The organism is Flavobacterium phragmitis (assembly GCF_900112575.1).
In the GTDB taxonomy this organism is placed as follows: Bacteria; Bacteroidota; Bacteroidia; order Flavobacteriales; family Flavobacteriaceae; genus Flavobacterium; species Flavobacterium phragmitis.
This window is the reverse complement of the sequence record NZ_FOMH01000003.1, coordinates 299920-324305: the sequence shown is the minus strand read 5'-3', so window position 1 is coordinate 324305 and position 24386 is coordinate 299920. Positions and strand designations below refer to the sequence as shown.

Genomic DNA, 24386 nt, shown 5'->3' with positions numbered 1-24386 from the left:
GTTTAATCATTTAAAAGATATAAAATGTTTAATAAATTTATTCAAAGACCTGTATTGTCGATAGTAATATCGCTGATAATTGTCTTTTTAGGGGTTTTGTCTGTATTGAATTTACCAATTACACAATTCCCTACCATTTCACCTCCAATGGTGAATGTTACCGCAGATTATCCAGGATCTAATGGTGAGCTGATGATTAAGGCGGTTGTTATTCCGCTGGAAAGGGCTCTAAACGGGGTTCCAGGGATGAAATATATGGCTTCTGATGCTGGAAATGATGGTGAAGCTACAATTAAAGTAGTTTTCAACCTAGGAACAGATCCTAACCAAGCTGCTATTAACGTTCAGAATCGTGTGGCTTCGGTTACCAATAAATTACCTCCTTTAGTAATTCGCGAGGGTATTAAAATTACGCGAGAAGTACCAAGTATGTTGATGTACGTGAACCTTTACAGTACAGACAAAAATACAGACATGAAGTTCTTGTATAACTATGCTGATATCAACGTACTTTCTGAATTGAAAAGGGTAAATGGTATTGGTTCTGGAGATATTTTAGGAACACGTGAATATGCCATGCGTATTTGGTTAAAACCAGATCGTATGTTAGCTTATAAAATTTCTGCTGATGAGATAATGGAAGCATTGTCTAGTCAGAGTTTGGAGGCTTCTCCAGGTAAAACAGGAGAAAGTTCTGGTAAACGTTCACAGGCATTCGAATATGTATTGAAATATTCTGGTCGTTTTACAACAAAAGAGCAGTATGAGAATATTGTAGTAAAAGCAAATCCAAATGGAGAGCTTTTAAGATTGAAAGATGTAGCAAATGTTGAGTTTGGAAGCTCGATGTATGATATCTATTCTAATTTAAATGGGAGACCATCTGCTGCGATTGTATTGAAACAATCTTTTGGAAGTAATGCGAATCAGGTTATTGAAGAGGTTAAGGCCAAACTGGAAAAAATCAAAACAAGATTTCCAAAAGGTATGGATTATGAAATTTCATATGACGTTTCTAAATTCCTTGATGCTTCTATCGAAAAAGTAATCCACACTTTGGTTGAAGCTTTTATTCTGGTAGGTTTAGTAGTTTTCCTTTTCTTGGGAGACTGGCGTTCTACGGTTATTCCTGCAATTGCGGTACCAGTATCATTGGTTGGAACTTTTGTGTTTATGACATTCTTTGATATTTCATTGAACTTAATCACATTATTCGCTTTAGTATTAGCAATTGGGGTCGTGGTCGATGATGCGATTGTAGTTATTGAGGCCGTTCATGCCAAGATGGAAGAAGAACATCTGTCGCCATTTAAAGCAACTAAGAAAGCAATGCATGAAATCGCGGGGGCAATTATTGCCATTACCTTTCTTATGGCGGCAGTATTTATTCCGGTAGCGTTTATGTCTGGACCGGTTGGAGTATTCTACAGACAGTTTTCTGTAACCATGGCAACTGCGATTATCCTTTCTGGTATTGTGGCTTTGACATTGACACCAGCACTTTGTGCAATGATGTTAAAAAACAATCACGGAACGCCTAAAAAGAAAACTCCTGCAAATAGATTTATTGATGCTTTCAACGAAAAATTCAATTTAGCACAAGGTAAATACCAAAATCTATTAGGTAAAATTGTTGATAGGAGAGTGGTTACTATTGTAGTGCTTGTAGTTTTCTGTATTGGAACATGGATCATAAGCAGTTCTGTTCCTTCAGGATTTATTCCAAATGAGGATCAGGGAATGTTTTATGCCGTAATTCAGACACCTCCAGGTTCATCATTAGAAAGAACAAATAATATTGCAGAAAGAGTTCAAAAAATCGCTGAGGATATTGACGGAGTAAAATCGGTTTCTTCATTAGCGGGCTATGAGATTCTTTCTGAAGGTACAGGAGCTAACTCTGGAACGTGTTTGGTGAACCTTAAAGACTGGAGCGACCGTAAAGAATCTGTTTTGGAGATTATGCACGAAATGGAGGAAAAATGTAAAGATATTACAGGTGCTAATATCGAATTCTTCCAACCGCCTGCTGTACCAGGATATGGAGCTGCAGGAGGATTTGAGCTTCGTTTATTAGATAAAACGGGTTCTGTAGATTATAAGAGAATGGAACAGGTAAACAACGACTTTGTTGCTGAATTGAATAAACAGCCAGAATTATCAAACGTATTTAGTTTCTATAGCTCTAGTTTCCCTCAATACATGATGAAGGTTGATAATGATTTGGCGCAACAGAAAGGAGTTTCTATCGAAAATGCGATGAATACTTTATCTACTCTTGTGGGAAGTAACTACGAAATCAGTTTCATTAAGTTTGGTATCAACTACAAAGTTATTGTTCAGGCTTCGCCAGAATATCGTGCACAGCCAGATGATATCTTGAAATTGTATGTGAAAAACGATCGTGATGAAATGGTACCGTATTCTGCTTTCATGAAATTAGAAAAAGTATATGGACTTTCAGAAATCACTCGTCATAATATGTATACCTCAACACAAATTAGTGGTTCTCCTGCTCCGGGTTATAGTTCTGGAACTGCAATTAAAGTAATTCAGGAAGTTGCGGCTAAAAAATTACCAAGAGGATATGACATTGACTGGGCAGGTATTTCTGCCGATGAGGTGGCACAAGGGAATCAGGCTATTTGGGTATTCTTGATCTGTTTAGGATTCGTTTACTTGGTATTAGCGGCACAATACGAAAGTTTTATTCTGCCATTATCAGTAATACTTTCGTTGCCTGCGGGTATTTTTGGAGCTTTCCTTTTATTGAAATTAACAGGATTAGAGAACAATATTTATGCTCAGGTAGCCATGGTAATGTTGATTGGTTTATTGGGTAAAAACGCCGTACTGATTGTGGAGTTTGCAATTCAGAGACACGCTACAGGATTATCTGTATTGCAGTCTGCAATGGAAGGAGCAAAAGCAAGGTTTCGTCCAATTTTGATGACTTCGTTTGCATTTATTGCTGGTTTATTACCGCTTGCTTTTGCAACAGGTCCAGGTAAAATTGGAAACAGAACTATTGGTACTGCTGCGGCCGGAGGTATGCTTATCGGAACTATTTGCGGAGTCTTTGTGATTCCAGGATTGTATTTCATTTTTGCCAAGGTTGCCGAGAAATATAAATTGGTAAAACATGAAGAAGAAAATCCATTAACAGAAGAAATTGATAACAATCATGTATAAAGTTAAATCATATCAATATAGTATTGCATTAGCTGTATGTCTAGCAGTTGCAGGGTGTAAAACCCCTGCACCTGAGGCAGCAGTAACGACAAGTGCACCAGTGCCTGATTCGTTTGGCCAAACAGTCCAAACACAGGATGCAAATAACAATACAGCTGCTTTAGCTTGGAAAGATTATTTTAAAGATCAAAATCTAGTAGATTTAATTGATATTGCGCTTAAAAATAATCAGGAACTCAATATTACTTTGCAGGAAATCGAAATAGCAAAAAATGATATTCGTGTAAAAAAAGGACTTTTACTGCCAACAGCAGGATTACGTGCTGGAGCTGGAGTTGAAAAAGTAGGTAGATATACCAGCCAAGGTGCGGGTGATGCTACTACAGAAATTAAGCCAGGCAAAGAAATGCCTGATCCGCTTGGAGATTTTACCATTGCAGCTTATGCGAATTGGGAAGTCGATATCTGGAAAAAACTGCGTAATTCTAAAAAAGCGGCTTTAAACAGATATTTAGCAACGGTAGAAGGTAAAAACTTTGTGATTACCAACCTCATCGCTGAAGTAGCTGATTCTTATTATGAATTAATGGCTTTGGACAACCAATTGGATATTGTAAAACAAACTATCAAATTGCAGACTAATGCTTTGGAAATTGTAAAAGTTCAAAAGCAAGCGGCAAGAGCAACTGAATTGGGAGTTAAGAAATTTGAAGCAGAGGTTTTAACTTCGCAAAGTATGGAGTTTGATATTTTACAGCAGATCAAAGAAACTGAAAACAAGATCAACTTTTTATTAGGTAGATATCCTCAGGAAATTAAAAGAACCAGCAATACTAATTTCTTAAGCTTGTTGCCAGCGGTTGTAACTTCGGGAATTCCGTCTCAATTGTTGCAGAACCGTCCAGATGTTAAACAAGCTGAATTGGAATTAGTAGCTTCAAAATTAGACGTAAAAGTAGCTCGTGCTGAGTTTTATCCTTCTTTGGATATTACTGCTGCGATTGGAGTAAATGCATTTAAACCTTCCTATTTGTTCACCATGCCAGAATCGCTTTTATATTCATTGGCAGGAGATCTTGTAGCTCCTTTGATTAATAGAAATGCAATCAAAGCGGAGTTTGCAAGTGCAAATGCAAGACAACTTCAAGCCTTGTACAATTATGATCGTACAGTTTTAAATGCCTATTTAGAAGTGTCCAATCAATTGTCTAAGATTGAGAATCTTCAAAAAGGTTACGATTTGAAATCTAAACAAGTTGACGCTTTAAATACTTCTATTGATGTTTCAAACGATTTGTTTAAATCGGCTAGAGTCGATTATTTTGAGGTTTTAATGACGCAGAGAGATGCTTTGGAAGCAAAATTAGAACTAATCGATACTAAAAAAGAACAACTTAATGCTGCGGTTCATGTTTACAGAGACTTGGGTGGCGGATGGAAATAATTTTGCCAATTAATTTGTAGAGAAAGAAAGCCTTTCAGGAGTAAAATTCTGAAAGGCTTTTTTGTGTTTTGAAATAATGATTTTTAAAAAGGTTCTTATGAAACCGAGTGCCCTAGCCCCGTTTCACGAAGTACTCAACTGAAAGGCTGCGCAATCCCTAAAGCTTTCGGGATTGTGCAGCATCGAAAAAAATCAAATCAGCATTCCAAATAAACCTTATGTAAATCATCCAGCAATTCCATTTCTTCTTCTGGTAATAGCTGCAGGGCGATTTCGAGAAAAGTCATTACGTTGATATTTTGGTCTTTTGTAAAACTGGAAAAACTTTTCGTTTCTGGATTAAGCAGAATAATACTTGCTTTGAGTAAATCTGAAACCATCATGTTTAATTCGTTATACGAAGATACTTTTAGCGGTACAGTAAACGAATCGTCTTTTTTATGCTCTGGTTTTAGTTTGGTAAAATAGTTTGATTTTGTCATTAACTCTAGTAATGCTTCCCCTTTTTCTTCATTTTGCACTTCCATTTTATATAAGATTTAATTTACAATTAAAAACAAATATATAAAATATCGGTTGAAAACAATCGATTTTTAACAATCGTATTAAAACAATCCATTACTTGTAATTTCATTTCTATGAAAAGAGAAAGAAAAAGTGAAATTCCTCAAGTAGTAAAAGAACTTGGAGTAAAGATAAAAGAAGTGATTAACAGCAATGAATTAAAGACAAGAGAAGTTGCTCATGATGCTGAAATGGATGTAGAAAATTTAAGGAAATATATAAAAGGCTCGCAGGAAATGAAAATAAGTACTATGTTTAAAATCGCGCAAGCTTTAAAAATTCATCCTAGTGAGTTAATTAAGGATTTGTAAAAAATTAATACTAATTAAAAACTTAAGTTTTAATTTCAAATTTTACTAACTGAAATCGCGCAAAGTCAGTCCCGAGAGCTTTCGGGATTGCGCAGCATCGAAAAAAAAATCAAATCAGTATTCCAAATAAACCTGCTGTCCATGTTTATAGAGACTTAGTTGGCGGATGGAAATAATTTTGCCAATTAATTTGTAGAGAAAGAAAGCCTTTCAGGAGTAAAATTCTGAAAGGCTTTTTTGTGTTTTGAAAATAAAAAACATGGACGTCCTTGTGAAACCGAGTGCCCTAGCCCAGACAGAAGCGGTATCCTTTTTCTGCCTTCTTTAGGCAGGAAAAGATATAGCGGATGGCTGGAATAGCTCCTTATTATCACTTAAATTATAATATCGTCAATCCTGTATTTTGATACGCTTTTAAAATCTCTTCTTCAGGCGCAACATTCGTCACCAAAACATTAATATCTTTTATAGGGCATACAAAATAAGATTCGGCTGTTTCTACTTTTTCGATGGAACTTAATGCAATAACAAAGTTAGAATTCTGAACCATATTCTTTTTCAGCATCGAATCATCGTATAAAATTCCTGTAATGCCTCTTTCGTGATGAATACTGCAGATTCCCAGAATACAGACATCAGCTCTGAAATTTCTGAAGAAATCCATAGTTTCGATACTAGAAGTGGTGAAAGAGGTTTTACACATTTTACCGCCTGCAAAAATTAAATCGATATTCGGTAAATCTTCGACTAAAGAAGCGACTGGAAAACTATTGGTAATAACAGTTAATTTTAAATCGTAGGGAAAACTTGCCACTAAAGCCAGAGAAGTTGTTCCTCCGTCAATAAAAACAACTTGTCCGTCTTTTAAATACGAAATTGCTTTTTGGGCTATAATCTTTTTGTTTTCGATATCGTGTTTTTCTCTTTTTCTGTAATGTAGGGGAATAGGAGAAGGAGCGACCGCACCACCGCGAACGGCTTTTAGAAGTCCTTGATCTGAAAGTTCTTTTAAATCACGTCGGATAGTATCTTCGGAAACGCTCAAATATTCACTTAATTCTGCCGATGAAACACGATGTTCTTTAGATAAATATTCTAAAATTGTCTTTTGACGCTCTTCCTTTTTCATTTTGTTTGCGGTTTTATATTGCAAAAATAAGTTAAAAACTGCAATATTTTGCAATTTTTGCATAATTTTACCGCAAAATAATTTTACAATGAATAAGAAAACAATTGCAATAGATATGGATGGCGTACTGGCCGATGTAGAATTACAGATAATTGACCATTATAATGCAGCATACGGAACTACTCTTACAAAAGAAAGTATTCAAGGATTAAGCGAAGAGGAAGCTTTTAACGGAAGGGATTTGTTGATTGAAATATTAAATAAAGATAATTTCTTCAGAACATTACCTGTAATGCCCGATGCGGTTGAAAGTGTACGCGAATTACAAAAGAATTTTGAGATTTTTATTGTTTCGGCAGCGACGGAATTTCCGCTTTCGTTGGCTGAAAAAGTAGCTTGGCTGGGCGAACATTTTCCTTTTATTAAATGGGAAAATATTGTTTTATGTGGCAGTAAAAGAATCATTAAAACCGATTATCTGATTGATGATCATTGTAAAAATCTGGATTATTGTATTGGAAAACCCATTATGTTTACAGCATTTCATAATATCAACCAAACCCATCATTTACGAGTGAATAACTGGAAAGAGGCAGTTGCCGTTTTAAACGAAACATTATAAGCTTAAAAAGGTTATAATTTTATTGTTTTTTGAAGAGAAAAGCCTTTCGGAGTATTCTGAAAGGCTTTTTATTTTAAACTTTAATCTGTGTTTGTTCCGGAATGATTATTTTGACTCTAAATCCTTTTTCAGGTTCCGTGTCAATATCGATAGTTCCGTTTACTGCCAGAAGACGGTTTACCATATTTTGAAGACCATTTTTTACAATAGTGCTTTTTTCACAGCCCACACCATTGTCCATATAACTAATTAGGATTGATTTTAGATCGCTTTCAAATTTTATGACCACAAGGTTTGCTTTGCTGTGTTTTTTCATATTTACCATTAGTTCCTGTAAAATTCGGCTGATGGTAATCTTCTTCATATCGTCAATCGATTCCCAGTTCATTTCTTCCAAATTGGTTACGATAATGTTTCTTTCGCGGGTGTTGTACACAGAAAGCATTTCTTTGATGCTTCGTGTAAAATTTGCCCCAGTATCGATACTGTTGTTTTCTCTAGAAATTCCTCTCACACGGCCGTAAATGTCATCTAGTTTTTGCAGTAGATTCTCTTTCGAATTTTCGGCGCTTAAAGGCTGGGATTCGGCAAAAGCGATTACATTAAATACGTCATTGGCTAATTCATCGTGGATTTTTTTTGCAATTCGGGTTTCGGTATCGTATGACGTTTTTAATTCGATAGCCTTGTTTTTGTTTTTATAATAACGAATTAGAATCGCAATTAAAACCACTAAAAAAACAAAAACAATAACAAATACAATACGCATATAGCTGGCTTTTTGTAACGATAATTCGTTTTCAGCTTTTTCTAAACGGAGTTTTTCGTTTTCGTCTTTTTCTTTTTTGGAATCGTATTTGATTTTAGCAAACTTATTTTTGAAGTTGTTTCTAATCTTGATAATACTGTCATTTAGTGTAAAATACTTTTGGGTATATTTGGAAGTATTTGCGCTGTGATTATTTGAGATTAAAATTTGCAGAGCTTCTAATCTTTCATCTACACTATTTAGTTTTGTGGAAATATTGTAAGCGGCAAGAGCGTTTTCATCTGATTTTTGAAGATTTTTTTTCGAATAGTAATCTGCTAGGTGAAGGTAACTTTCTATGCTTCCATAAGTATCTTTAGTTTCAATTCTTATCTGGAATCCTTCGTTCATTAAATTAAATCCTTTTTCGTCTAGTCCATTTTTAAAATAGGCATAACCTAAATTATCAAGAAGTATAGATTTGTCACTAGGTAAAGCTCTTTCCTTTAAACCTCTCTTTGAGAGAGAACCTAAAAGAGAATCTAAGATGGGGATTGCTTTATCGTATTTTTTTTGTTGAATGTATACAGCTGCGATATTTTGTAAAGGAGCATGCTTTATTAGAGGGTCTTCAAATTCACTTAATGCTTCTTTATAATAAGAAATAGCACTTTCATAGAGTGAAAGCTCTTTGTCAGCAATTCCTAGTCTGTTATTTATGTCAGCGGAATAAAGTTTGTTTTTAGTGTATTGCAATGCTTCAGTCATTGTTTCTTTACTGCCATAGTAGTCTCCATTAGTTTGCTGAATAACTGCGATTTGAAGAAGTATATATGAAATGTTGGCACTGTCTTTTAGAGTTTCAAAAAGAGCCTTTGACTTATTGAACTGATATAAAGCGGTGTTAAAGTTTTGTTCTTCAATGCTTTTAATAGCTTCATCTCGCAGTGCAAAAGCCTCTTTTTGTATAGATTCTGTTTTAGGATTAATAGTCTTTTTTTCTTCGCATGAGAAAAGAAAAAGTACTATAATAAAATAAAAAAACGGGGACCGTAACATATAAATTTACTTTCCCCGAAAATAGTAATTAATTAGATATAAAAATATATATTTAAATAACTGGAGGTGGAGGAGGAGGTGTTCCTGTACCTGTACCTGTACCTGTACCTTTATCACCAGGACCATCATCAGGAACAGCCTTTATCCTATCAATAGGTTTTTCAACCTTCTTTGTTGTTTGAGTCTCGTACTCATCTGGAGTACAAGAAAATATAGTGAACAATAACGCAAAAGCGATAAATAGTATTAATTTTTTCATTTTGATTTGATTTAGAAATTAGACATAGGTGTGGCTGTCCGGAATGATCCAGAGTTTGTTTTGGCGACACCAAATTGTTTTTGGGGAAGTAACTGTGTAGAACTGTAAGACGTAATTTATACTTCCCGAATAAACCTGGTCTTACGGTTTTCCACAATGTGAATTAGAACTAGTTTTATATATTTGTTTTAGTCTGCAGACAAAACTTGAACTAATTTCTGATGCAAAGGAAAGGCACTTTTAGACCACTGTAGATAAGGAATTCCCAGAATTCCCGCGTTTCCCAGAGATTCCCGCAAATTCCCAATAATGTAAAAATGCAATGCCTGTTTTTTATTAAATACTATTTAATTTTAGACGAATCTTTATAATAGTATAGATGCAAAAAGCCTTCAAAAAGTTGGCTGAAGAGTTTAAAAAAAATGTAGAAATAAAACAGAAATTGGAATAAAACTTGAAAGTGTTTGATGGCATATAAAAGTGTTTTGTTAAAAGAAAAATAGACAGTTTAAAGTGGTTCCTAAAAAAGCGAAGATGAATAACACATTAGAAGAATATAAAAAGGCAATTAAAATTAAATACGAACTCGAAAGAGAAGGAGAATACTTTGATTATTTGCACAGCCCTTCCCGCGGAAAACTCCGCGATTTATGCTGGCTTATTTATGAAAACAAGCCAACTCAAGACGATTTAAATGTTTTTAAAAATCTGTTTTGTTTAGATTTTGATCACTCTAAAAAGAATAAGTTTAAGGAGCAAAAAGATAAATTTAGACCAATTGAAACTTTCTTTAAAGGTGAAACAGATCCTTCGAATATTGATGCTATAAATCTTGCGGCAGTTATAGTCGATTTTCAACCTCGGCCTTTTAAAAAATTTAATGAAAAGTGCAGAATTGATTTAGCAAAACAAATTGAAAGTGTCAATGAAAATTTAAATTTTGAAATAGAAAATAATGACATAGAAAAAAGAGTTTTGGTGAATACTGAACATGAAGAGTCAAAAGAATTTTCCAAAAAAGAAAATCTTTCATTTAATTTTAAAGACTTATTTTCTAAAAGAATGGTTCAGAAAATATATCCTCGTAAAATAATTACGATTGCGATTGGAGCAGTTGCTCTAGTTTCTTCTGCTTGTTTATACTTTGTGCAGAAAAAAGATTAGGTTGAATAATTTCGGAATGAAATGAAGAAGCATTTGAAAAAATGAAATACTTGAAGTCGTAAAAAGAATCATTTTTTGAGGTGTAATTTTGGCTTTTAAAAAGTGTAGTTTTCGGCATATATTTACTGTTATTTACACTATAAAGATAAGAAAAAAATACCGTTAAACCTAATAAAATCAATAAATTAATCGATTTTTTTTACTGAAAATACTGATTTTTTTTCTTGGAATTTGATGGTGTTTCGAATCGGACTTTGAAGAAAATTTAGCAGGTATTTAGATTGCATTCATGAAATAAAATTATTTATATTTATAAAAATAAAAAACCATTTTTTATGAGAAAGCTTTTATCTCTATTGATTGTTTTTTGCATTTTCGGATGTAAAAAATATGTGGTGTCTTTTGAACAGCCAACCGACATGAAATTAGACAACTTAAAACTCGAAATACTTTTGGACAACAAAAAAGTAAAGGATATCAATTTAAAAGCAACAGAAGCAATGCCTACTTATGAAACAACAGCATTGTCTGTATCAGATGATGGAAAACACACGCTTCAAATAAAAGTAAAAGACACTGCATTTAGCTATGATATTAAGTATCCAGAAGAAAAATATGTTCTTGTAACTGCTCATTTAAAAAATAATGGCAAAGTTCATATTGGGATTTTAAAGCAAAATTATAAATACAGACTGCGTTAAATCCATTTGATGCTGTTTGATTCAAAAAAAAGGCTTTCACAAGTAAAATGTGAAAGCCTTTTATAATGTTAGGAATTAGTCTTAAGATAAAAAGTCTTTAAACCACAATCCTGAATTTTTAATAGTTCGTTTTTGCGTTTCAAAATCCACATGAATTAATCCGAAACGGGCATTATAACCTTCTGCCCACTCGAAGTTATCGGTTAGACTCCAGACAAAGTAACCCTCCACATTTAAGCCTTCATTTCTGGCTTTTAAAATCTGTTCTAGATGATCTTGAATATAATGAGTTCGTTTGATGTCGAATACTTTTCCGTTGGTTACCGTATCTGGAAAAGCAGCGCCGTTTTCAGTGATTATAATTTTTCGGATTCCTTTATATTCATTGAATTTTTTAAGCACATGATATAATGCTGGCGGATAGACTTCCCAGCCCATTTCTGTAGCAATTACATTCCGTTTTTCGGCGCTTACCAATTCGGCACCAATATACGGAATCAACATTGCCGATTTTACCACCTCACGCGTGTAACATTGAAGACCAATAAAATCAAAATCGAATGCAAGATTGTCTAAATCGTCTCCTAAAATATAGTTGTTGAGTTTTTTAAGAACAGGAAGATCTTTCTGCGGATAGCCCAATCCTAAAATAGGTTCTATAAAAGTTCTGTTCAATAAAGTGTCTACTCGTTTTGCGGCTTCAACATCTTTTGCGCTTTCTGTTGCAGGTTCGATATGCGTGCAAGAAAACGTGGTTCCGATATTCGCACTAGGAATTCTGTTTCGGATAATTTTTGCACCTGCAGCTGTTGCTAAAGTTACGTGGTGCATGGCTTTTAAGTAATTGGTAATTCCTTTTTTCCCAGGTGCATGAATGCCTAAAAAATAACCCGCACCAGTAAATACAGAAGGTTCGTTGATTACCATCCAGTTTTTGACACGGTCGCCAAAATACTGTACACAAACTTCTACATATTCTGAAAACCAAGAAACCGATTCCCGGTTCGTCCAGCCTCCTTTTAATTCTAGTTCATGCGGTAAGTCCCAATGATAAAGCGTTATCCAAGGTTCGATTTCCGAAGCAAGAAGAGAATCTATGATTTTATTGTAGTAATCGATTCCGGCCTGATTTATAGGATGGATTCCAGTTGGCATAATTCTAGGCCAGCTGATAGAGAATCTGAAATTTGGAATATTTAATTCCCGAATCAAATCGATATCATCTTGATAAGAGTTGTAGAAATCGCAAGCAGTTAAGGCATGATCACCGTTTTTTATTTTTCCTTTTTGAGAAGTAAAAACATCCCAGATAGAAGAACCTTTTCCGTCAGAATCATGCGCTCCCTCAATTTGGAAAGCGGCGGTTGAAACACCCCACAAGAAATCTTCCCCAAATTGGTTTTTGTTCAAAAATGAGTTTTCAATTTTATTCATTCAATAAGACTTTCCTTGTTTTTAAACGTTTCTATTAGTGTAGGAAAGAAGATTGCATAGCTCTTAAAAAAAGCCATTCTTTGAATGATACCAGAAAATTTAGATTAAAGAATTTCATAACGATTAGTTTTATATCAAATTAATAAAACCAATGTGAATTTATTGTAAAGTGATTATTATCAAATAATTAAATGTAAAAAATGAGAAGAATTAATCTTCCCATCCGCAAAGTGATAAACCCAAACCTTTAGCTTGTTTGAGCGATGTTTTTACCGTTTCGCTACGACAAGAACGAAGTCCGCGACAATTTTCATTATAATGATATTTTTTTGCACCAGTCGAACCACAGATATAAACATTAGTTTCAGGTGGTTTGAAAGAGCTTGAAAAAACAATTAGTAAGAGTAAAGTATATTTCATTATATAATTTTATTTAACAATTAAATGGTATTCATTTCCATGTTTATCAAGAGCTTTTAGTTTTCCGTGAGCAATCCATTCGGTATTTATTTCTGTTTCGGCAATACTATCAATTAAAATTCCGGCTCCATATTTTCCTTGAACAATTATATTCCCAAAAACCGAGTCTCCAGTTGTATTTATTCCTTTTACATCATAATTGTATTTATAGTGTCCAGGATTTCCCGTTCTGTATTTGTACTTATAAGTTGTATTTACATGATAGGTTTTGGCTTCTTCCGGAGTTATTGTTTTACGATCATCTGCAGTAATTACAGGTTTATAAAATGAATTTATTTCTGTTGATGGTGGAGGAGCATCTGGATGTTTGCAGGAAAAAAGTATAGATACAAAAAGTAAGATGAGGTAGTTTTTTTGCATAGGCGTTTTGGGTGTTTGGTTGGAGATAGCATTTTACTTTGATAAATCTAATTAGAATTAGATTCTCTAAAATGAGTACATATACGGGATTTTTTTGTTGTTTATCAATTATCATCCCGTAGGGCGTCTATATTTAGATAATGTTTTAAATCAGGAATATCAAAAAAAATAAAGCTCCTGCTAGGAGCTTTAAAAAGTATAATCTAATTAAAAGCTTTCTTGTTTTCTAAAAACCATTATTGTACTTGACATTAAAAGAATGATCAGACATTAATAATAATCCAATGAATTGAATCAAGGCTAATAGGCTTGGAATCAATGTCCAGCAGAATAATAAATAAAAGATGCCTTGTACGGATTACCCTAAGTAAAATTTATGGATTCCAATTCCTCCAAAAAAGAGAGCCAAAATTGTTGCGGTTGCTTTACTTTTCATAATTTACATTTTAGATAAAATTTCTGTTTTTTTATTATCAAATTCAGTTTGTGAGATAATTTCACTCTCGAGCAGTTTTTTTAATTTTTGAAGTGTCTCTAAAGGATCTTCTTTTGGTTCCTGATTTTGAGAAGTTGGCAAGCCAGCGTTTACCGTAATTCCACCTCCTGCAATTGCTCTTTTGGTTTCTAGGTCATGTTCTCGTCTGTAAATAATCATTTCCTCTTCTTTTTGCTGTGCAAATTGATAAAGTTTTCTAGCTTGGGCTTTTGGCAAATAATCAAGCATATTCATAGTGCCACGTATTGTTTTCATTGAAAACGTAGCGCCAATGATGCCTTCTTTCATATGACAATCTGCAATATCTTTCCATGCATAATCTTGAAAATCCATCGATAAACCTAAATTTTTAGGTCTACAGAAAATTATTCTTTTGTTAGTTAATGCGATACAGTCTGGAGATAAATTAATTGCAGGTTTTTTTTGTACAGCAATGTATTCAATCTGTTCTCCAGATGTGAGTAATCCAACAATTTTTGGCATTAGTTTTTCTACTGCTTTAGGGTCTTGTTCTTCATTTAAGAACTGTTTTAGTTCATTTATCATAATTATTTTGTTTTAGTCAATTTCATAAAGTGCTAAGGTTTCCAGTAATTGTTTTTCAAATTGATAAATGTCATCGATAGATGAGATTAAAACTTTGGTTTCTATTTTATTATCATTGAAAAGACTTAAGTATTTTTTGCCTCCATTGAGATGAAGTCTGCATAAGGGTTTACGATTATTATCATCTAACAGAATTCCGAAATAAGATTGTGTATCACGATATACAATTCTGTTTGTAGGCAGTTTTCGACGTAAAATAGCAACTACTATGCGATAACCATCAAGTTCTTCTTCAGTTGTAATAATTTTAGTATCGTCTTCAGTTATTAGGATTTCTTCGTCTTGTTGTTTGATCGTCTCTTTGGTTAAAGCAGCGTTTAATCTATCATTAATTTTATCATTAATGAATTGAGTAACTGATTTTTGAACTAAATCTTTAAACTCATCGACTACTTTTTCAGTTAGTCTTCCTGTATATATTTTGTTCGCAAATAGTTTTGTAAAATCATTTGAAGGACTCTCTAGTTCTGTATTTATAAGTTTTTTTATTTCTTTAATATATTTTAAAGAACTGGCATTGCTTACAATATTGTTGACATCGAAATTGGTTTTATGAAATTTTGCAATCTCATGTATAGTATTCTCTTTTAAATTGCATATATCAAATTCAAGAAATGGTTTTTCATCCATTTTGTTTTGATCGTCTAAATCAGTAAAGAATTGATAATTAATTCCATTTGTTAAAAGAGCAAAGCGAGTCTTTGTAACATGAAAATAGCGGAATAATTGTGAATTATGAACGGTTAATTTTTCTTTCCAGCTTTTACATTCAACAATGATAATTGGTTCTCCATTTTGAAAGATTGCATAGTCGACTTTTTCTCCTTTTTTTAATCCAAGATCTGCTGTGAATTCTGGAACTACTTCAAGAGGATTAAATGCATCGTAACCTAAAATATTAATAAAAGGCAGTACAAAGGCATGTTTAGTAGATTCTTCTGTTTCAATTTTACTTTTTAACTGATTTATTTTATCTGCTAACGATTTGAGTTGAATATTCATTTCCATAGGTCGGTAGTTTAAATTTATAACCCAAAAGTAACCCCAATCAAAACCAGTATTTTACGGAAATCCATAATCCATAAAAATCAAATAGAAGAAATAAAAAAAGCTCCCGAGGGAGCTTTAAAAAATGGAGTAGTGGAATTTAGATTATTCCCATATCTTTTACAATAGAGACCAAATGAACAGTATTATTAGCTTTGAAAAAGTCTTTCAGTTTTGCTAATCTTTTTTCCATAGCACTTTTGCTATTGGGTTTAATATCTGTATTTTTAAAAATATCTATGATTTCGTCTTGTGAAGTTCCTGCAGCTAAATATTTCAGGATTTTAATATCAACATCGTCTATTTCATAATTACCTTTTTCCTGAAGTGCAGAAGCGACTTCTGGAGAAATAAATTTTTGATCGGAACTTGAAATTAAATGAATCGCCTTTTTCAATTCTTCAATACTGTTTAAGCCTTTCAATACAAAAGCATCAATTTCGGCATTGTCGAAAAGTGATTTAATACGATAGCTTTTATCTTCAACAGAATAAGCGATGATCTTCATATCAGGTTGCAGTTCACGAACTTTTTGAATTAATTCGTCACCATTTACAATTTTTACTTCACGATGATCTATTTTAAAAGAAAGATCACTAATTAACAAATCGTAAGGCTCGTTATCTTGAATAGCTCTTCGGATTTTTAGAAACGCGTCATCGCAAAATTTGGAATGTTGAAAATCTGCAATGTTTAAATCTTTTAAAACTTGTTGAATTCCTAAATTCATTGCATCAAGATCTTCGGCAATTATTACTTTTTTAAACATAGGCTTTTATTTTGGCATTGTTATTTTGACTTTAAAACCTTTATTAGGTTCAGTTTCAAAAGTAATAGTTCCTTTTATGGCTAGAATACGGTTTTCCATATTTTGTAAACCATTTTTTATAATTGTTGATTTTTCACAGCCTTTTCCGTTGTCACTATAACTTATAAAGATCTTGTTGTCTGTTTCAAACTTTAGAACAACGACTGAAGCTTCACTATGCTTTTTCATGTTGACCATTAGTTCTTGCAAAACCCTGTGAATGGTTATCTTTTTTAATTCCTCAATTAGTTCCCAGCTTATTTTTTCGATACCATTAATTAGAACATTTGTATTATCGCTATTATAAGTAGAAAGCATTTCTTTTAAGTTGTCGGAATAATTTATCCCAGTATCTATATCATTGTTTTCTCTTGATATACCCCGAACGCGAGTATAAATATGATTTAGTTTTTGTAATAAGGTTTCTTTGTTGTTTTCGGCTGTTAGCAATTGAGTCTGAGTAAATGTGATTGTATTGAAAACATCATTTGCCAGTTCGTCATGAATATCTTTTGCAATTCTTGTTTCGGTATCGTAAGCTGTTTTTATTTTTTCAGTACGGTTTTTATTTCTGTAATATTTTATTAAATAAAAAATTAGGACAGCTAAAAAAAGAGAAATGGTGATGAATAAATACTGCTGATATTGCGCGCGTTGAATCGACAGCTGGTTTTCAGCATTTTTTAAACGAAGTTTCTGATTTTCGTCTTTTTCTTTTTTAGAATCGTACTTTATTTTAGCAAATTTGTTTTTAAAGTTGTTTCTAATTTTAATTATGCTATCATTTATACTTAAATAGTTTTGTGCATATTGCAGTCCAGCATTATTTGAAATTAAAAGAGACAGTGCTTTCAATCTTTCGTCGACGCTATTAAATTGGGTTGCTATTGCATAAGCTTTTTTTGCATATTCATTCGATTTAGTAATATCGGTTTTTGAATAATATTCTGCTAAGTGAGTATAACTTTCTATGCTTCCATACGAATCGCTAATCTGATTTCTCAATTTTAGACTTTCCTGCATGAGCTGAAGTCCTTTTTCATTTGAACCTTTTTTAAAGTAGGCAAATCCGAGATTGTCGATTACTCTTGCTTTACTTTTTTCAAATCTATCGAATTCTTTAGTTTTTAAAATTCGTTCGAGAATTGTAATAGCCTCATCATATTTTTTTTGTTTGATGTAAACAACAGCAATATTGTTAAGAGGAGATTGTTTAGTAAGTTGATCTTTGGAATCTTTTATTGCCTGATTATAATAAAATATCGCGTCATCATAAATTGCAAGTTCTTTGTCTGCAATTCCGAAGAAGTTATTAATTGCACACTTAAAATTATAATCATTTTTTACATATGGAAGCGCTTCTGTTAATGTCTCTTTACTACCATAATAATCACCGTTTATTTGTTGTATGTTCGCCATTTGGATCAAATTATAGGTAACATTTGCACTGTCTTTTAAATGTTCAAATGCAATTTTTGATTTGTTGAAGTAGTAAAAAGAACTATTGTAATTGCTCTTTTTAAATTCTTCTGTGGCTTTTTGCTGTAGTTTTACGGCTTCTTTTACATTAGTATCACTATTTAGTAACACGTCTGTTTTCTCCTCACAGGAAATAAAAAGAAGGAAAATGAAAAAATAAAAAAACGGGGATTGTAACATATATATTACTTTCCCCGAATTTAATCATTTATTGAAAATAACAAATTTTATTTGTTATTTTTTTGGAGGTGGAGGTGGTGGAAGATTAACAGGATCATCTCCAGGTCCAGTTTCGATTGCTTGAACATCTGACGGAATCACTTTTTGTATTTCCGATTTTTTAGCTTCAGTTTCAAATTCTTCAGCAGTACAAGAAAAAATTGTCAAACTCAATAGCGCGCACGCTCCCAATGTAAATAGTGTTTTCATTTTTTTTAATGATTTAAGATTTAGTAAAAGGGCTTTGCCGTTCAGAAAGGTTCTGAACTTGTTATGGCATTGCCGACTTGTTTGGGAAGTGAAGTGCGTAGAACTATAAAATTTTATTTATACTTCCCGGGATAAACTCCGTTTTACGGTTTTCCGCACTTGGTTACTTAACTAGTTTTGTACATTTGTTTTTGACCTGCAGATCAAAACGTTAACTAATTTTGTTTAGGCAAAGTAACAGCGGTTCTGAGGCTGTATTGATACGGAATTCCGGGATTTCCGATTTAGTTTTTGGACATCCCTTGAATTCCTTAGAATTCCTTGAAAATCCAAAAAAAACTTGATGCTTATGAATAACAATACTTTAGAGAATTATTATAAGAAAGCCGTTAAAAACAAATATGAAGAGATAAAAGACGGTGATAATTTCATTTATTTGAATCATCCTACAAGGGCTAAACTGAATAAGTTTTGTTGGGAAATATTTGAAACAAATAAAATGCATTCAGATGATTTAGTTGCTGTAAATTCTTTACTAGGTCTTCCTTTTGATATTAATACAAAGAATAAGTTTAGACAACAAACTAACCAATTTAGACCCATCGAAACTTTTTTTAAAGGAGAAACTGATCCTGAAAAAATAGATGTTGTAGATCTTGCCGCCATTTTGGTAGATTACCAGCCTAGACCTTTTGCCAAGTTTAGAAAGCAATTTGATCCAGATGAGTTAAAATTGATGGATGAATTAAGAAATACTCCTTTTTCTAATCCAAAAGTTTCTTCTGAGAATTTAATTGAAGAAGCAAAAAGTGGAAATTATAAAAATGATGTAGAATTATTTAATGAATTAACAAATGCAAGTCTTCTAGATGAAACACGCTCTTCAAATGATCTGATTGATGAGGTAAAAAATGAAAAATCGATTGAACCACAAGATACTTTCGATATTGAAGAGCCTGAAGAAATTCAAAATCAAGATTCGGAACCAACTCAAGATGAAGAACAACGACCATCATCAACTCCTATAGATGAAAAGCCAAAATCTGATAGGTGGAGATATTTAGGAATCGCAGCTATTGTTTTAGTTGGATTAGGTTTGATCACTTATTTTAACTTGTCGAAGAAGGAATGTATACAATGGTCTGGAGATCATTATGAAGAAGTCAGTTGTGACTTGAAAATTCAAGGAATAGGGACATTTAATTCGCCTGAACCGTATGACGAAAGAATTATAAATCTTAGAAGAATTAAAGTTAGCGATACCACAATATTTTTTAAAAATGAAAAAGCCATCATATGGTATGCGAAAGTGGGAGATAGTATCCAGTATTTTAATACACATGGGATGCATCCCGAAACTGGAAGAGCATTAAGACCAATTACTCCTTATATTATTAATAAATATGTAAGAAAATAAAATTTCGTTAAAATGCGATTTATGTAATAATTTCTTTAAATCATGAAATTTTTTGTAAGGATATACATTTAATTTAGCATTATTAAATTATATCAATAAAAAACAAATCAACATGAAAACTACAAGATTATTATTAGTATCAGCCTTAAGTTTAGGATTATTTGCCGCATCATGTAGCAGTGACGATAACGAAGGGGAGACAATTGTTCCAATTCAAGGAAAATACAACTTGAGACAAACAGGAACAATCGTGAATGGCCAAGAAGTTTTAATTGATGCTCCAGCAAATCAAAGTGGATGTCCAATGGATTATTTGGATTTGAGAGTAAGCAATGCAGCAGTTATAGGTGATTATGATGGATCAGAGTGTGCTTTGACAGAAACTACAGGGACTTATGTAAGATCTCATAATGATTTAACAATTACAATTGGTAACTTAAGTACAACCAGTGATATCATGAATCTTACCAACAAAGAACTTAAAATTAAAGACAAAACAACTGGAGTAATTACAGTTTACTCTAGATAATTGATTTTCTTTAAAAAATAAAAACGGAAATAGCTCTTAAAGTTATTTCCGTTTTTTTTATTGGAATTTGGAATTTGGAATTTGATATTTTTAATTAACGGGTATATAAATATCAAATGAAGCACCTTCATTCATAACGCCTGAAGCCGTAATCATTCCGTTATGGTTTTCTACAATTTTCTTTACGATTGCAAGGCCAATACCGGTTCCGTTGTAGCGGTCTCTTCCATGTAAACGCTGGAAAACTTCAAAAATCTTTTTATTGTATTGCGATTCAAAACCGATTCCGTTGTCTGAAACCCGAATGTGGCAGTAATCTTTGTAAGATATTAGTTTTTCATTGTTTAACTCTTTTCCTGTAACAATCTTGCTTGTGATTTTAATTTTAACTGGAACATCAGGATCAGAGAATTTTAATGAATTGCTGATTAAATTATATAAAAGCTGTTTGAATTGAAACAGAATAACGTTGACTTCGGATGTTTTTTCTACTTCAATTACAGCATTTTTTTGTTCCAATTCTTCTTTTAAATCGTCTTTTACTTCTTCAATAATTTGAGAAAGATCAATTTTTACAAAATTACGTTCCTGCACATTGGTTCTCGAGTAGGAAAGCAAATCGTTTATCAAAGTCTGCATTCGTTGTGCGGCGTTCTGCATTCTTCTAAATTTGTCTAAACCATTTTCAGATAAATTAGCAGCTTCTTTTTCTATAATCTGCGAAGCAAAAGTCTGGATTTTACGAAGCGGTTCCTGTAAGTCATGACTTGAAATATAGGCAAAGGATTGAAGTTCTTTGTTCATTTCTTCCAGCTCGTTGTTTTTCTGTTCGAGCTCCATTGCATTTAGTTTCAAAGTATCGTCTGCTCTTTTTTTATCGGTTAAATCGTGGGTGACTTTTGAGAAACCAATTACTTCGCCCTGTTTATTATGAACGGCGGTGATTACCACGCTGGCCCAAAATAAATTCCCGTTTTTACGAGTTCGCCAGCCTTCATGAATTGCTTTTCCATTATCTCTTGCACGTTGTAAAAGCGTTTGCGGAAGATTGTTTTTTTGATCTTTTTCGGTGTAAAAAACAGCAAAATATTTTCCAATAATTTCCTCTGCTTTATACCCTTTTATTTTTTCGGCTCCAACATTCCAGTTTTCAATTATACCATCTCGGTTGAGGTATATAATAGCATATTCCTGAATCTCTTCAACCATTAAATGATAACGTTCTTCACTTTTTCGGAGCGATTCGTTAATCTGAATTAATTCCCTTGTTCGAGCTGTAACTTGCTGTTCCAGTTCGTGCGTAAACGCTTTTTCGGTATGAATATCCGTAAAGGCACCTACCCATTTTATAATTTTATTTTCAATATTGTAAACAGGTTCTCCAATTACAGTGTGCCAACGGTAGTTTCCGTCTTTTCTGCGCATTCTTACATCACAGCGATACATTTCGCCCGTTTTAAGCGCATTTTGCCAGATTCTGATATTTTCTTGAAAATCGTCTGGATGGATCATGGCTTCCCAGGAACCTTCAGTACCAGGTTGAATTCCGGTATATTCCAGCCATTTTCCAGAAGTAAATAAAGCATTTCCTTCAGCATTGGTTTCCCAAATTAACTGCGGAATACTTTCCGTAAGAGAACGGAATCGCATTTCGCTTTCTTCGATTTTTTTTCGGGTTTCGACTTTTTCAGTAACATCAATAAGTGTCATTCTGACTCCCGAAATAGAATCATCACTTTCGCGGAGCGGGGCAAATTCAAAATCTACATAAAATTGACTGTCTTCATTTTCGATATAAAGAAGTGATTCTGATTCGGCATACACTTTTCCAGTTTCATAAACCTGTTTCAGTAATGTGGCATATTTCTGTTTTTCTAATTCTGGAAATAATTCTAATAGTTTTTTCCCTTGAACATCAGCTTCTTCTTTTTTCCAGATATTATCTAACAGCACAAAATTGGCCATTTCGATTACAAAGTCATTGCCACGCAAAATTGCTTTTGGCACAGGCGACTTCATGATAAGATTGCGTAGTTTCTTCTCGCTTTCTTCAATTTTCTGCTGGTATTTTTTTTCTTCTGTAATATCTCTAACAGTTCCAATCAATTTTGAAGGTTCATTATTTTCATCATAAAAAACTTTACCTTTTCCTTCGACCCAATGTATTGATTTGTCTTTCCAGATTACACGTGCTTCATAATGTAGAAATCCAGAAGTTAATGCTTCTTTAAAACTTCTATTTCTGATATGTACATCATCAGGATGAAGATGTGCCAGCAATTCTTCATGCGTTAACGAAACATCTTCGGTATAACCGCCTATAATTTCGAGATATCTTTTAGAATAAATTGGATTTCGGGTTTTTACATTGAGTTCCCAAGTACCCAATTCGCTGGCTTCGACCACAATTTTAAGACGGTCTTCGTTTAGCTCGATTTTTTTACGGGCTTCGACTTTTTCGCTTACTTCTGTAGCGGTTACTAAAATACCTGAAATAGTTCCATTTTCTTCCTTTAAAGGATGATAAAGAAAATCAAAATAACAGGTTTCAATTTTCCCGTATCGTTTTATTGGAACCGGAACCTCATTTCCATGAAATGGAATTCCGGTATTTAATACACCATCAAGCAAGGCGCTTACAGTATCTTTTACTTCTGGGAGTGAATCGTATAAAGGTCTGCCAACAAAAGTATCTTCTTGCCTGTCAACAAGTTTTAAATAAGCTTCGTTTGCCATTTCAACCACATATTCTGGTCCGCGAAGAATTGTAATTCCAACAGGCGCTTGTTTTACGGTATTACGGAAACGTTTATCGCTTTCTTCAATTTTTTGTTTGGCCAAAAATATATCGGTTATTTCCACTCCGGTATTCATTACGGCATATACTTTTCCAGAAATGTCGTAAAGAGGAGTAAAGCTGTAATCAAAATAAGAAGTTTTTAAGACATTGTCTACTATCAGATTAATTTCACTGTTTTTAGAATGAAAAGATTCGCCAGTTTCGTATACGGTTTGTACTTGCTTGAAGATAGGCTCATCCTTTAGTTCAGGAAGAAGTTCTGTATATGTTTTTCCAATCACGTCAGGACCTTTCCCCCAAACTTTTATAATAGAATCATTGGCCAATTCGATACGCATTTCTTTACCAACATAAACCGCGATAGGAAAAGGTGCATTTTCTACCAGTTGACGTATTTTTTGTTCGCTTTCTTCCACTTTAGAACGTGCCAAAACTTGTGCCGTTACTTCGGTTGCAATTGTGGCAACTCCCGAAATTGTTCCGTCAGCTTCTCTAAGGGCTTCGTAAACAAAATTGACATAAGTATTTTCGGTTTGTCCGTTTCTGTTAAGCTGGATAAAAAGTTCATCGGTTGTATTTTTTTTGCCTGTTGTAAAAACGTTGTGGAGAATTTCGCCCAAGCCTTGTTTCTCTAATTCTGGCAGAGTTTCAAAAATTGGTTTATTGATAATATTTTCTGCTGTTGTACCCCAAAGCTGAATCATTTGTTCGTTGGCAATTTCAATTACATGATTTTCTCCTCTAAAAATACACATCGCAACAGGAGCCTGCATAATATTGTTAACGAATCGCGCGTTACTTTCCTGTAAGGCATCTGCAACAATTTTCTTTTCGGTGGTTTCTATTACAGTAACTAAAATACCACCGACAGAACCGTCTTCTATTTTGATTGGGCTGTACGAAAAATCAAAAAAGCAGTCTTCTGGATAACCATTTCGATTCATTGAAACTTTAAAATCAGGAAAACTTACTGCCTTGCCTTTCATAACATCGGCGAACATTGGGCCAATAGTATCCCAGATTTCAGTAAAGGTATTTTGAGCACTTCCTCCTAAAGCGTCGGGATGTTTTGAAACACCCAAAATTGGACGGAAAGCATCATTGTACAACTGCGTATAATTTTTGCCCCACGCAATGTACATCCCAAAAGGATTGCCAAGCATCATTGCGGTCATTGTTTTTAGACTTTGTGGCCATTTCTCTGGATTGCCTAAAGGAGTTTTGCTCCAATCTGCAGAACGTATTAAACTTCCCATTTCTCCACCATCGGAAAGAAAATAATGTTCTTTTTTGTTGTGGTTCATTCCA

The 24386-nt window shown here is 33.4% G+C and carries 22 protein-coding genes; 8 read left to right on the top strand and 14 right to left on the bottom strand.

Annotation, left to right across the window (positions count from 1 at the left end):
* Positions 1-24: 24 nt before the first annotated feature.
* Positions 25-3192, top strand: coding sequence for an efflux RND transporter permease subunit (locus BM289_RS06955; protein WP_091491982.1), 3168 nt, complete (start codon positions 25-27; stop codon positions 3190-3192).
* Positions 3185-4636, top strand: coding sequence for a TolC family protein (locus BM289_RS06950; protein ID WP_091491981.1), 1452 nt, complete (start codon positions 3185-3187; stop codon positions 4634-4636). Before BM289_RS06955 ends, BM289_RS06950 begins: the two co-directional genes overlap by 8 nt.
* A gap of 197 nt (positions 4637-4833) precedes the next feature.
* Here the strand turns inward: BM289_RS06950 and BM289_RS06945 are convergent, their stop codons facing one another.
* Positions 4834-5163 carry a hypothetical protein gene (locus BM289_RS06945; RefSeq protein ID WP_091491980.1) on the bottom strand — a complete coding sequence of 110 codons (330 nt, stop codon included), beginning with the start codon at positions 5161-5163 and terminating at the stop codon, positions 4834-4836.
* Positions 5164-5274: 111 nt separating this feature from the next.
* Here BM289_RS06945 and BM289_RS06940 point away from each other — a divergent pair, with 111 nt between their 5' ends.
* Entirely contained in the window at positions 5275-5511 is a 237-nt protein-coding gene (locus BM289_RS06940; protein WP_091491978.1) for a helix-turn-helix domain-containing protein, read from the top strand.
* Between the two features lie 379 nt (positions 5512-5890).
* Here the strand turns inward: BM289_RS06940 and BM289_RS06935 are convergent, their stop codons facing one another.
* Positions 5891-6640: a DeoR/GlpR family DNA-binding transcription regulator gene (locus BM289_RS06935; RefSeq protein ID WP_167365397.1), complete on the bottom strand. Its 750-nt coding sequence runs from the start codon at positions 6638-6640 to the stop codon at positions 5891-5893.
* An 88-nt stretch (positions 6641-6728) separates the two neighbouring features.
* On the opposite strand from BM289_RS06935, the gene BM289_RS06930 reads away from it, so the two are divergent.
* Positions 6729-7262, top strand: a complete 534-nt coding sequence (locus BM289_RS06930) for a 5' nucleotidase, NT5C type (RefSeq protein ID WP_091491975.1) — start codon at positions 6729-6731, stop codon at positions 7260-7262.
* A 73-nt stretch (positions 7263-7335) separates the two neighbouring features.
* Here the strand turns inward: BM289_RS06930 and BM289_RS06925 are convergent, their stop codons facing one another.
* Both BM289_RS06925 and BM289_RS06920 read right to left on the bottom strand, forming a co-directional pair.
* A complete protein-coding gene (locus tag BM289_RS06925; protein ID WP_091491974.1) occupies positions 7336-9069 on the bottom strand; it encodes a tetratricopeptide repeat-containing sensor histidine kinase in 1734 nt (577 codons plus the stop codon).
* Between the two features lie 52 nt (positions 9070-9121).
* Complete coding sequence (locus tag BM289_RS06920; protein WP_091491972.1) at positions 9122-9328, bottom strand: hypothetical protein; 207 nt, start codon at positions 9326-9328, stop codon at positions 9122-9124.
* A 534-nt stretch (positions 9329-9862) separates the two neighbouring features.
* On the opposite strand from BM289_RS06920, the gene BM289_RS06915 reads away from it, so the two are divergent.
* Positions 9863-10492 (top strand): hypothetical protein, encoded by a 630-nt coding sequence (locus tag BM289_RS06915; RefSeq protein ID WP_091491971.1) that lies wholly within the window; start codon positions 9863-9865, stop codon positions 10490-10492.
* 335 nt (positions 10493-10827) lie between these two features.
* On the top strand, positions 10828-11193 hold the full coding sequence (locus BM289_RS06910) for a hypothetical protein (RefSeq protein ID WP_143102055.1): 366 nt from the start codon (positions 10828-10830) through the stop codon (positions 11191-11193).
* Positions 11194-11274: 81 nt separating this feature from the next.
* On the opposite strand, the gene BM289_RS06905 is transcribed toward BM289_RS06910, so the two are convergent.
* The 9 genes from BM289_RS06905 to BM289_RS06865 all read right to left on the bottom strand — a co-directional run bounded on the left by BM289_RS06905 (position 11275) and on the right by BM289_RS06865 (position 18332).
* On the bottom strand, positions 11275-12627 hold the full coding sequence (locus BM289_RS06905) for a GH1 family beta-glucosidase (RefSeq protein ID WP_091491968.1): 1353 nt from the start codon (positions 12625-12627) through the stop codon (positions 11275-11277).
* Positions 12628-12837: 210 nt separating this feature from the next.
* Positions 12838-13047 carry a hypothetical protein gene (locus tag BM289_RS06900; RefSeq protein WP_091491966.1) on the bottom strand — a complete coding sequence of 70 codons (210 nt, stop codon included), beginning with the start codon at positions 13045-13047 and terminating at the stop codon, positions 12838-12840.
* Between the two features lie 9 nt (positions 13048-13056).
* Positions 13057-13467: a hypothetical protein gene (locus tag BM289_RS06895; protein WP_091491965.1), complete on the bottom strand. Its 411-nt coding sequence runs from the start codon at positions 13465-13467 to the stop codon at positions 13057-13059.
* 358 nt (positions 13468-13825) lie between these two features.
* Positions 13826-13903, bottom strand: a complete 78-nt coding sequence (locus BM289_RS25835) for an NINE protein (protein WP_244165342.1) — start codon at positions 13901-13903, stop codon at positions 13826-13828.
* Positions 13904-13906: 3 nt separating this feature from the next.
* Positions 13907-14509 (bottom strand): PH domain-containing protein, encoded by a 603-nt coding sequence (locus BM289_RS06885; protein WP_091491963.1) that lies wholly within the window; start codon positions 14507-14509, stop codon positions 13907-13909.
* 12 nt (positions 14510-14521) lie between these two features.
* A complete protein-coding gene (locus tag BM289_RS06880) occupies positions 14522-15577 on the bottom strand; it encodes a type I restriction endonuclease (protein WP_091491961.1) in 1056 nt (351 codons plus the stop codon).
* 139 nt (positions 15578-15716) lie between these two features.
* Positions 15717-16385, bottom strand: a complete 669-nt coding sequence (locus tag BM289_RS06875; protein ID WP_091491959.1) for a response regulator transcription factor — start codon at positions 16383-16385, stop codon at positions 15717-15719.
* A 6-nt stretch (positions 16386-16391) separates the two neighbouring features.
* Positions 16392-18014, bottom strand: coding sequence for a tetratricopeptide repeat-containing sensor histidine kinase (locus BM289_RS06870; RefSeq protein ID WP_317043563.1), 1623 nt, complete (start codon positions 18012-18014; stop codon positions 16392-16394).
* Between the two features lie 123 nt (positions 18015-18137).
* Entirely contained in the window at positions 18138-18332 is a 195-nt protein-coding gene (locus BM289_RS06865) for a hypothetical protein (RefSeq protein WP_091491956.1), read from the bottom strand.
* A gap of 349 nt (positions 18333-18681) precedes the next feature.
* Here BM289_RS06865 and BM289_RS06860 point away from each other — a divergent pair, with 349 nt between their 5' ends.
* Together BM289_RS06860 and BM289_RS06855 are read left to right on the top strand one after the other, a co-directional pair.
* Positions 18682-19749 carry a hypothetical protein gene (locus BM289_RS06860; RefSeq protein WP_091491954.1) on the top strand — a complete coding sequence of 356 codons (1068 nt, stop codon included), beginning with the start codon at positions 18682-18684 and terminating at the stop codon, positions 19747-19749.
* A gap of 112 nt (positions 19750-19861) precedes the next feature.
* Complete coding sequence (locus BM289_RS06855) at positions 19862-20278, top strand: lipocalin family protein (RefSeq protein ID WP_091491952.1); 417 nt, start codon at positions 19862-19864, stop codon at positions 20276-20278.
* Between the two features lie 90 nt (positions 20279-20368).
* Here the strand turns inward: BM289_RS06855 and BM289_RS06850 are convergent, their stop codons facing one another.
* Positions 20369-24382 carry a PAS domain S-box protein gene (locus tag BM289_RS06850; RefSeq protein ID WP_091491951.1) on the bottom strand — a complete coding sequence of 1338 codons (4014 nt, stop codon included), beginning with the start codon at positions 24380-24382 and terminating at the stop codon, positions 20369-20371.
* Positions 24383-24386: the final 4 nt, after the last annotated feature.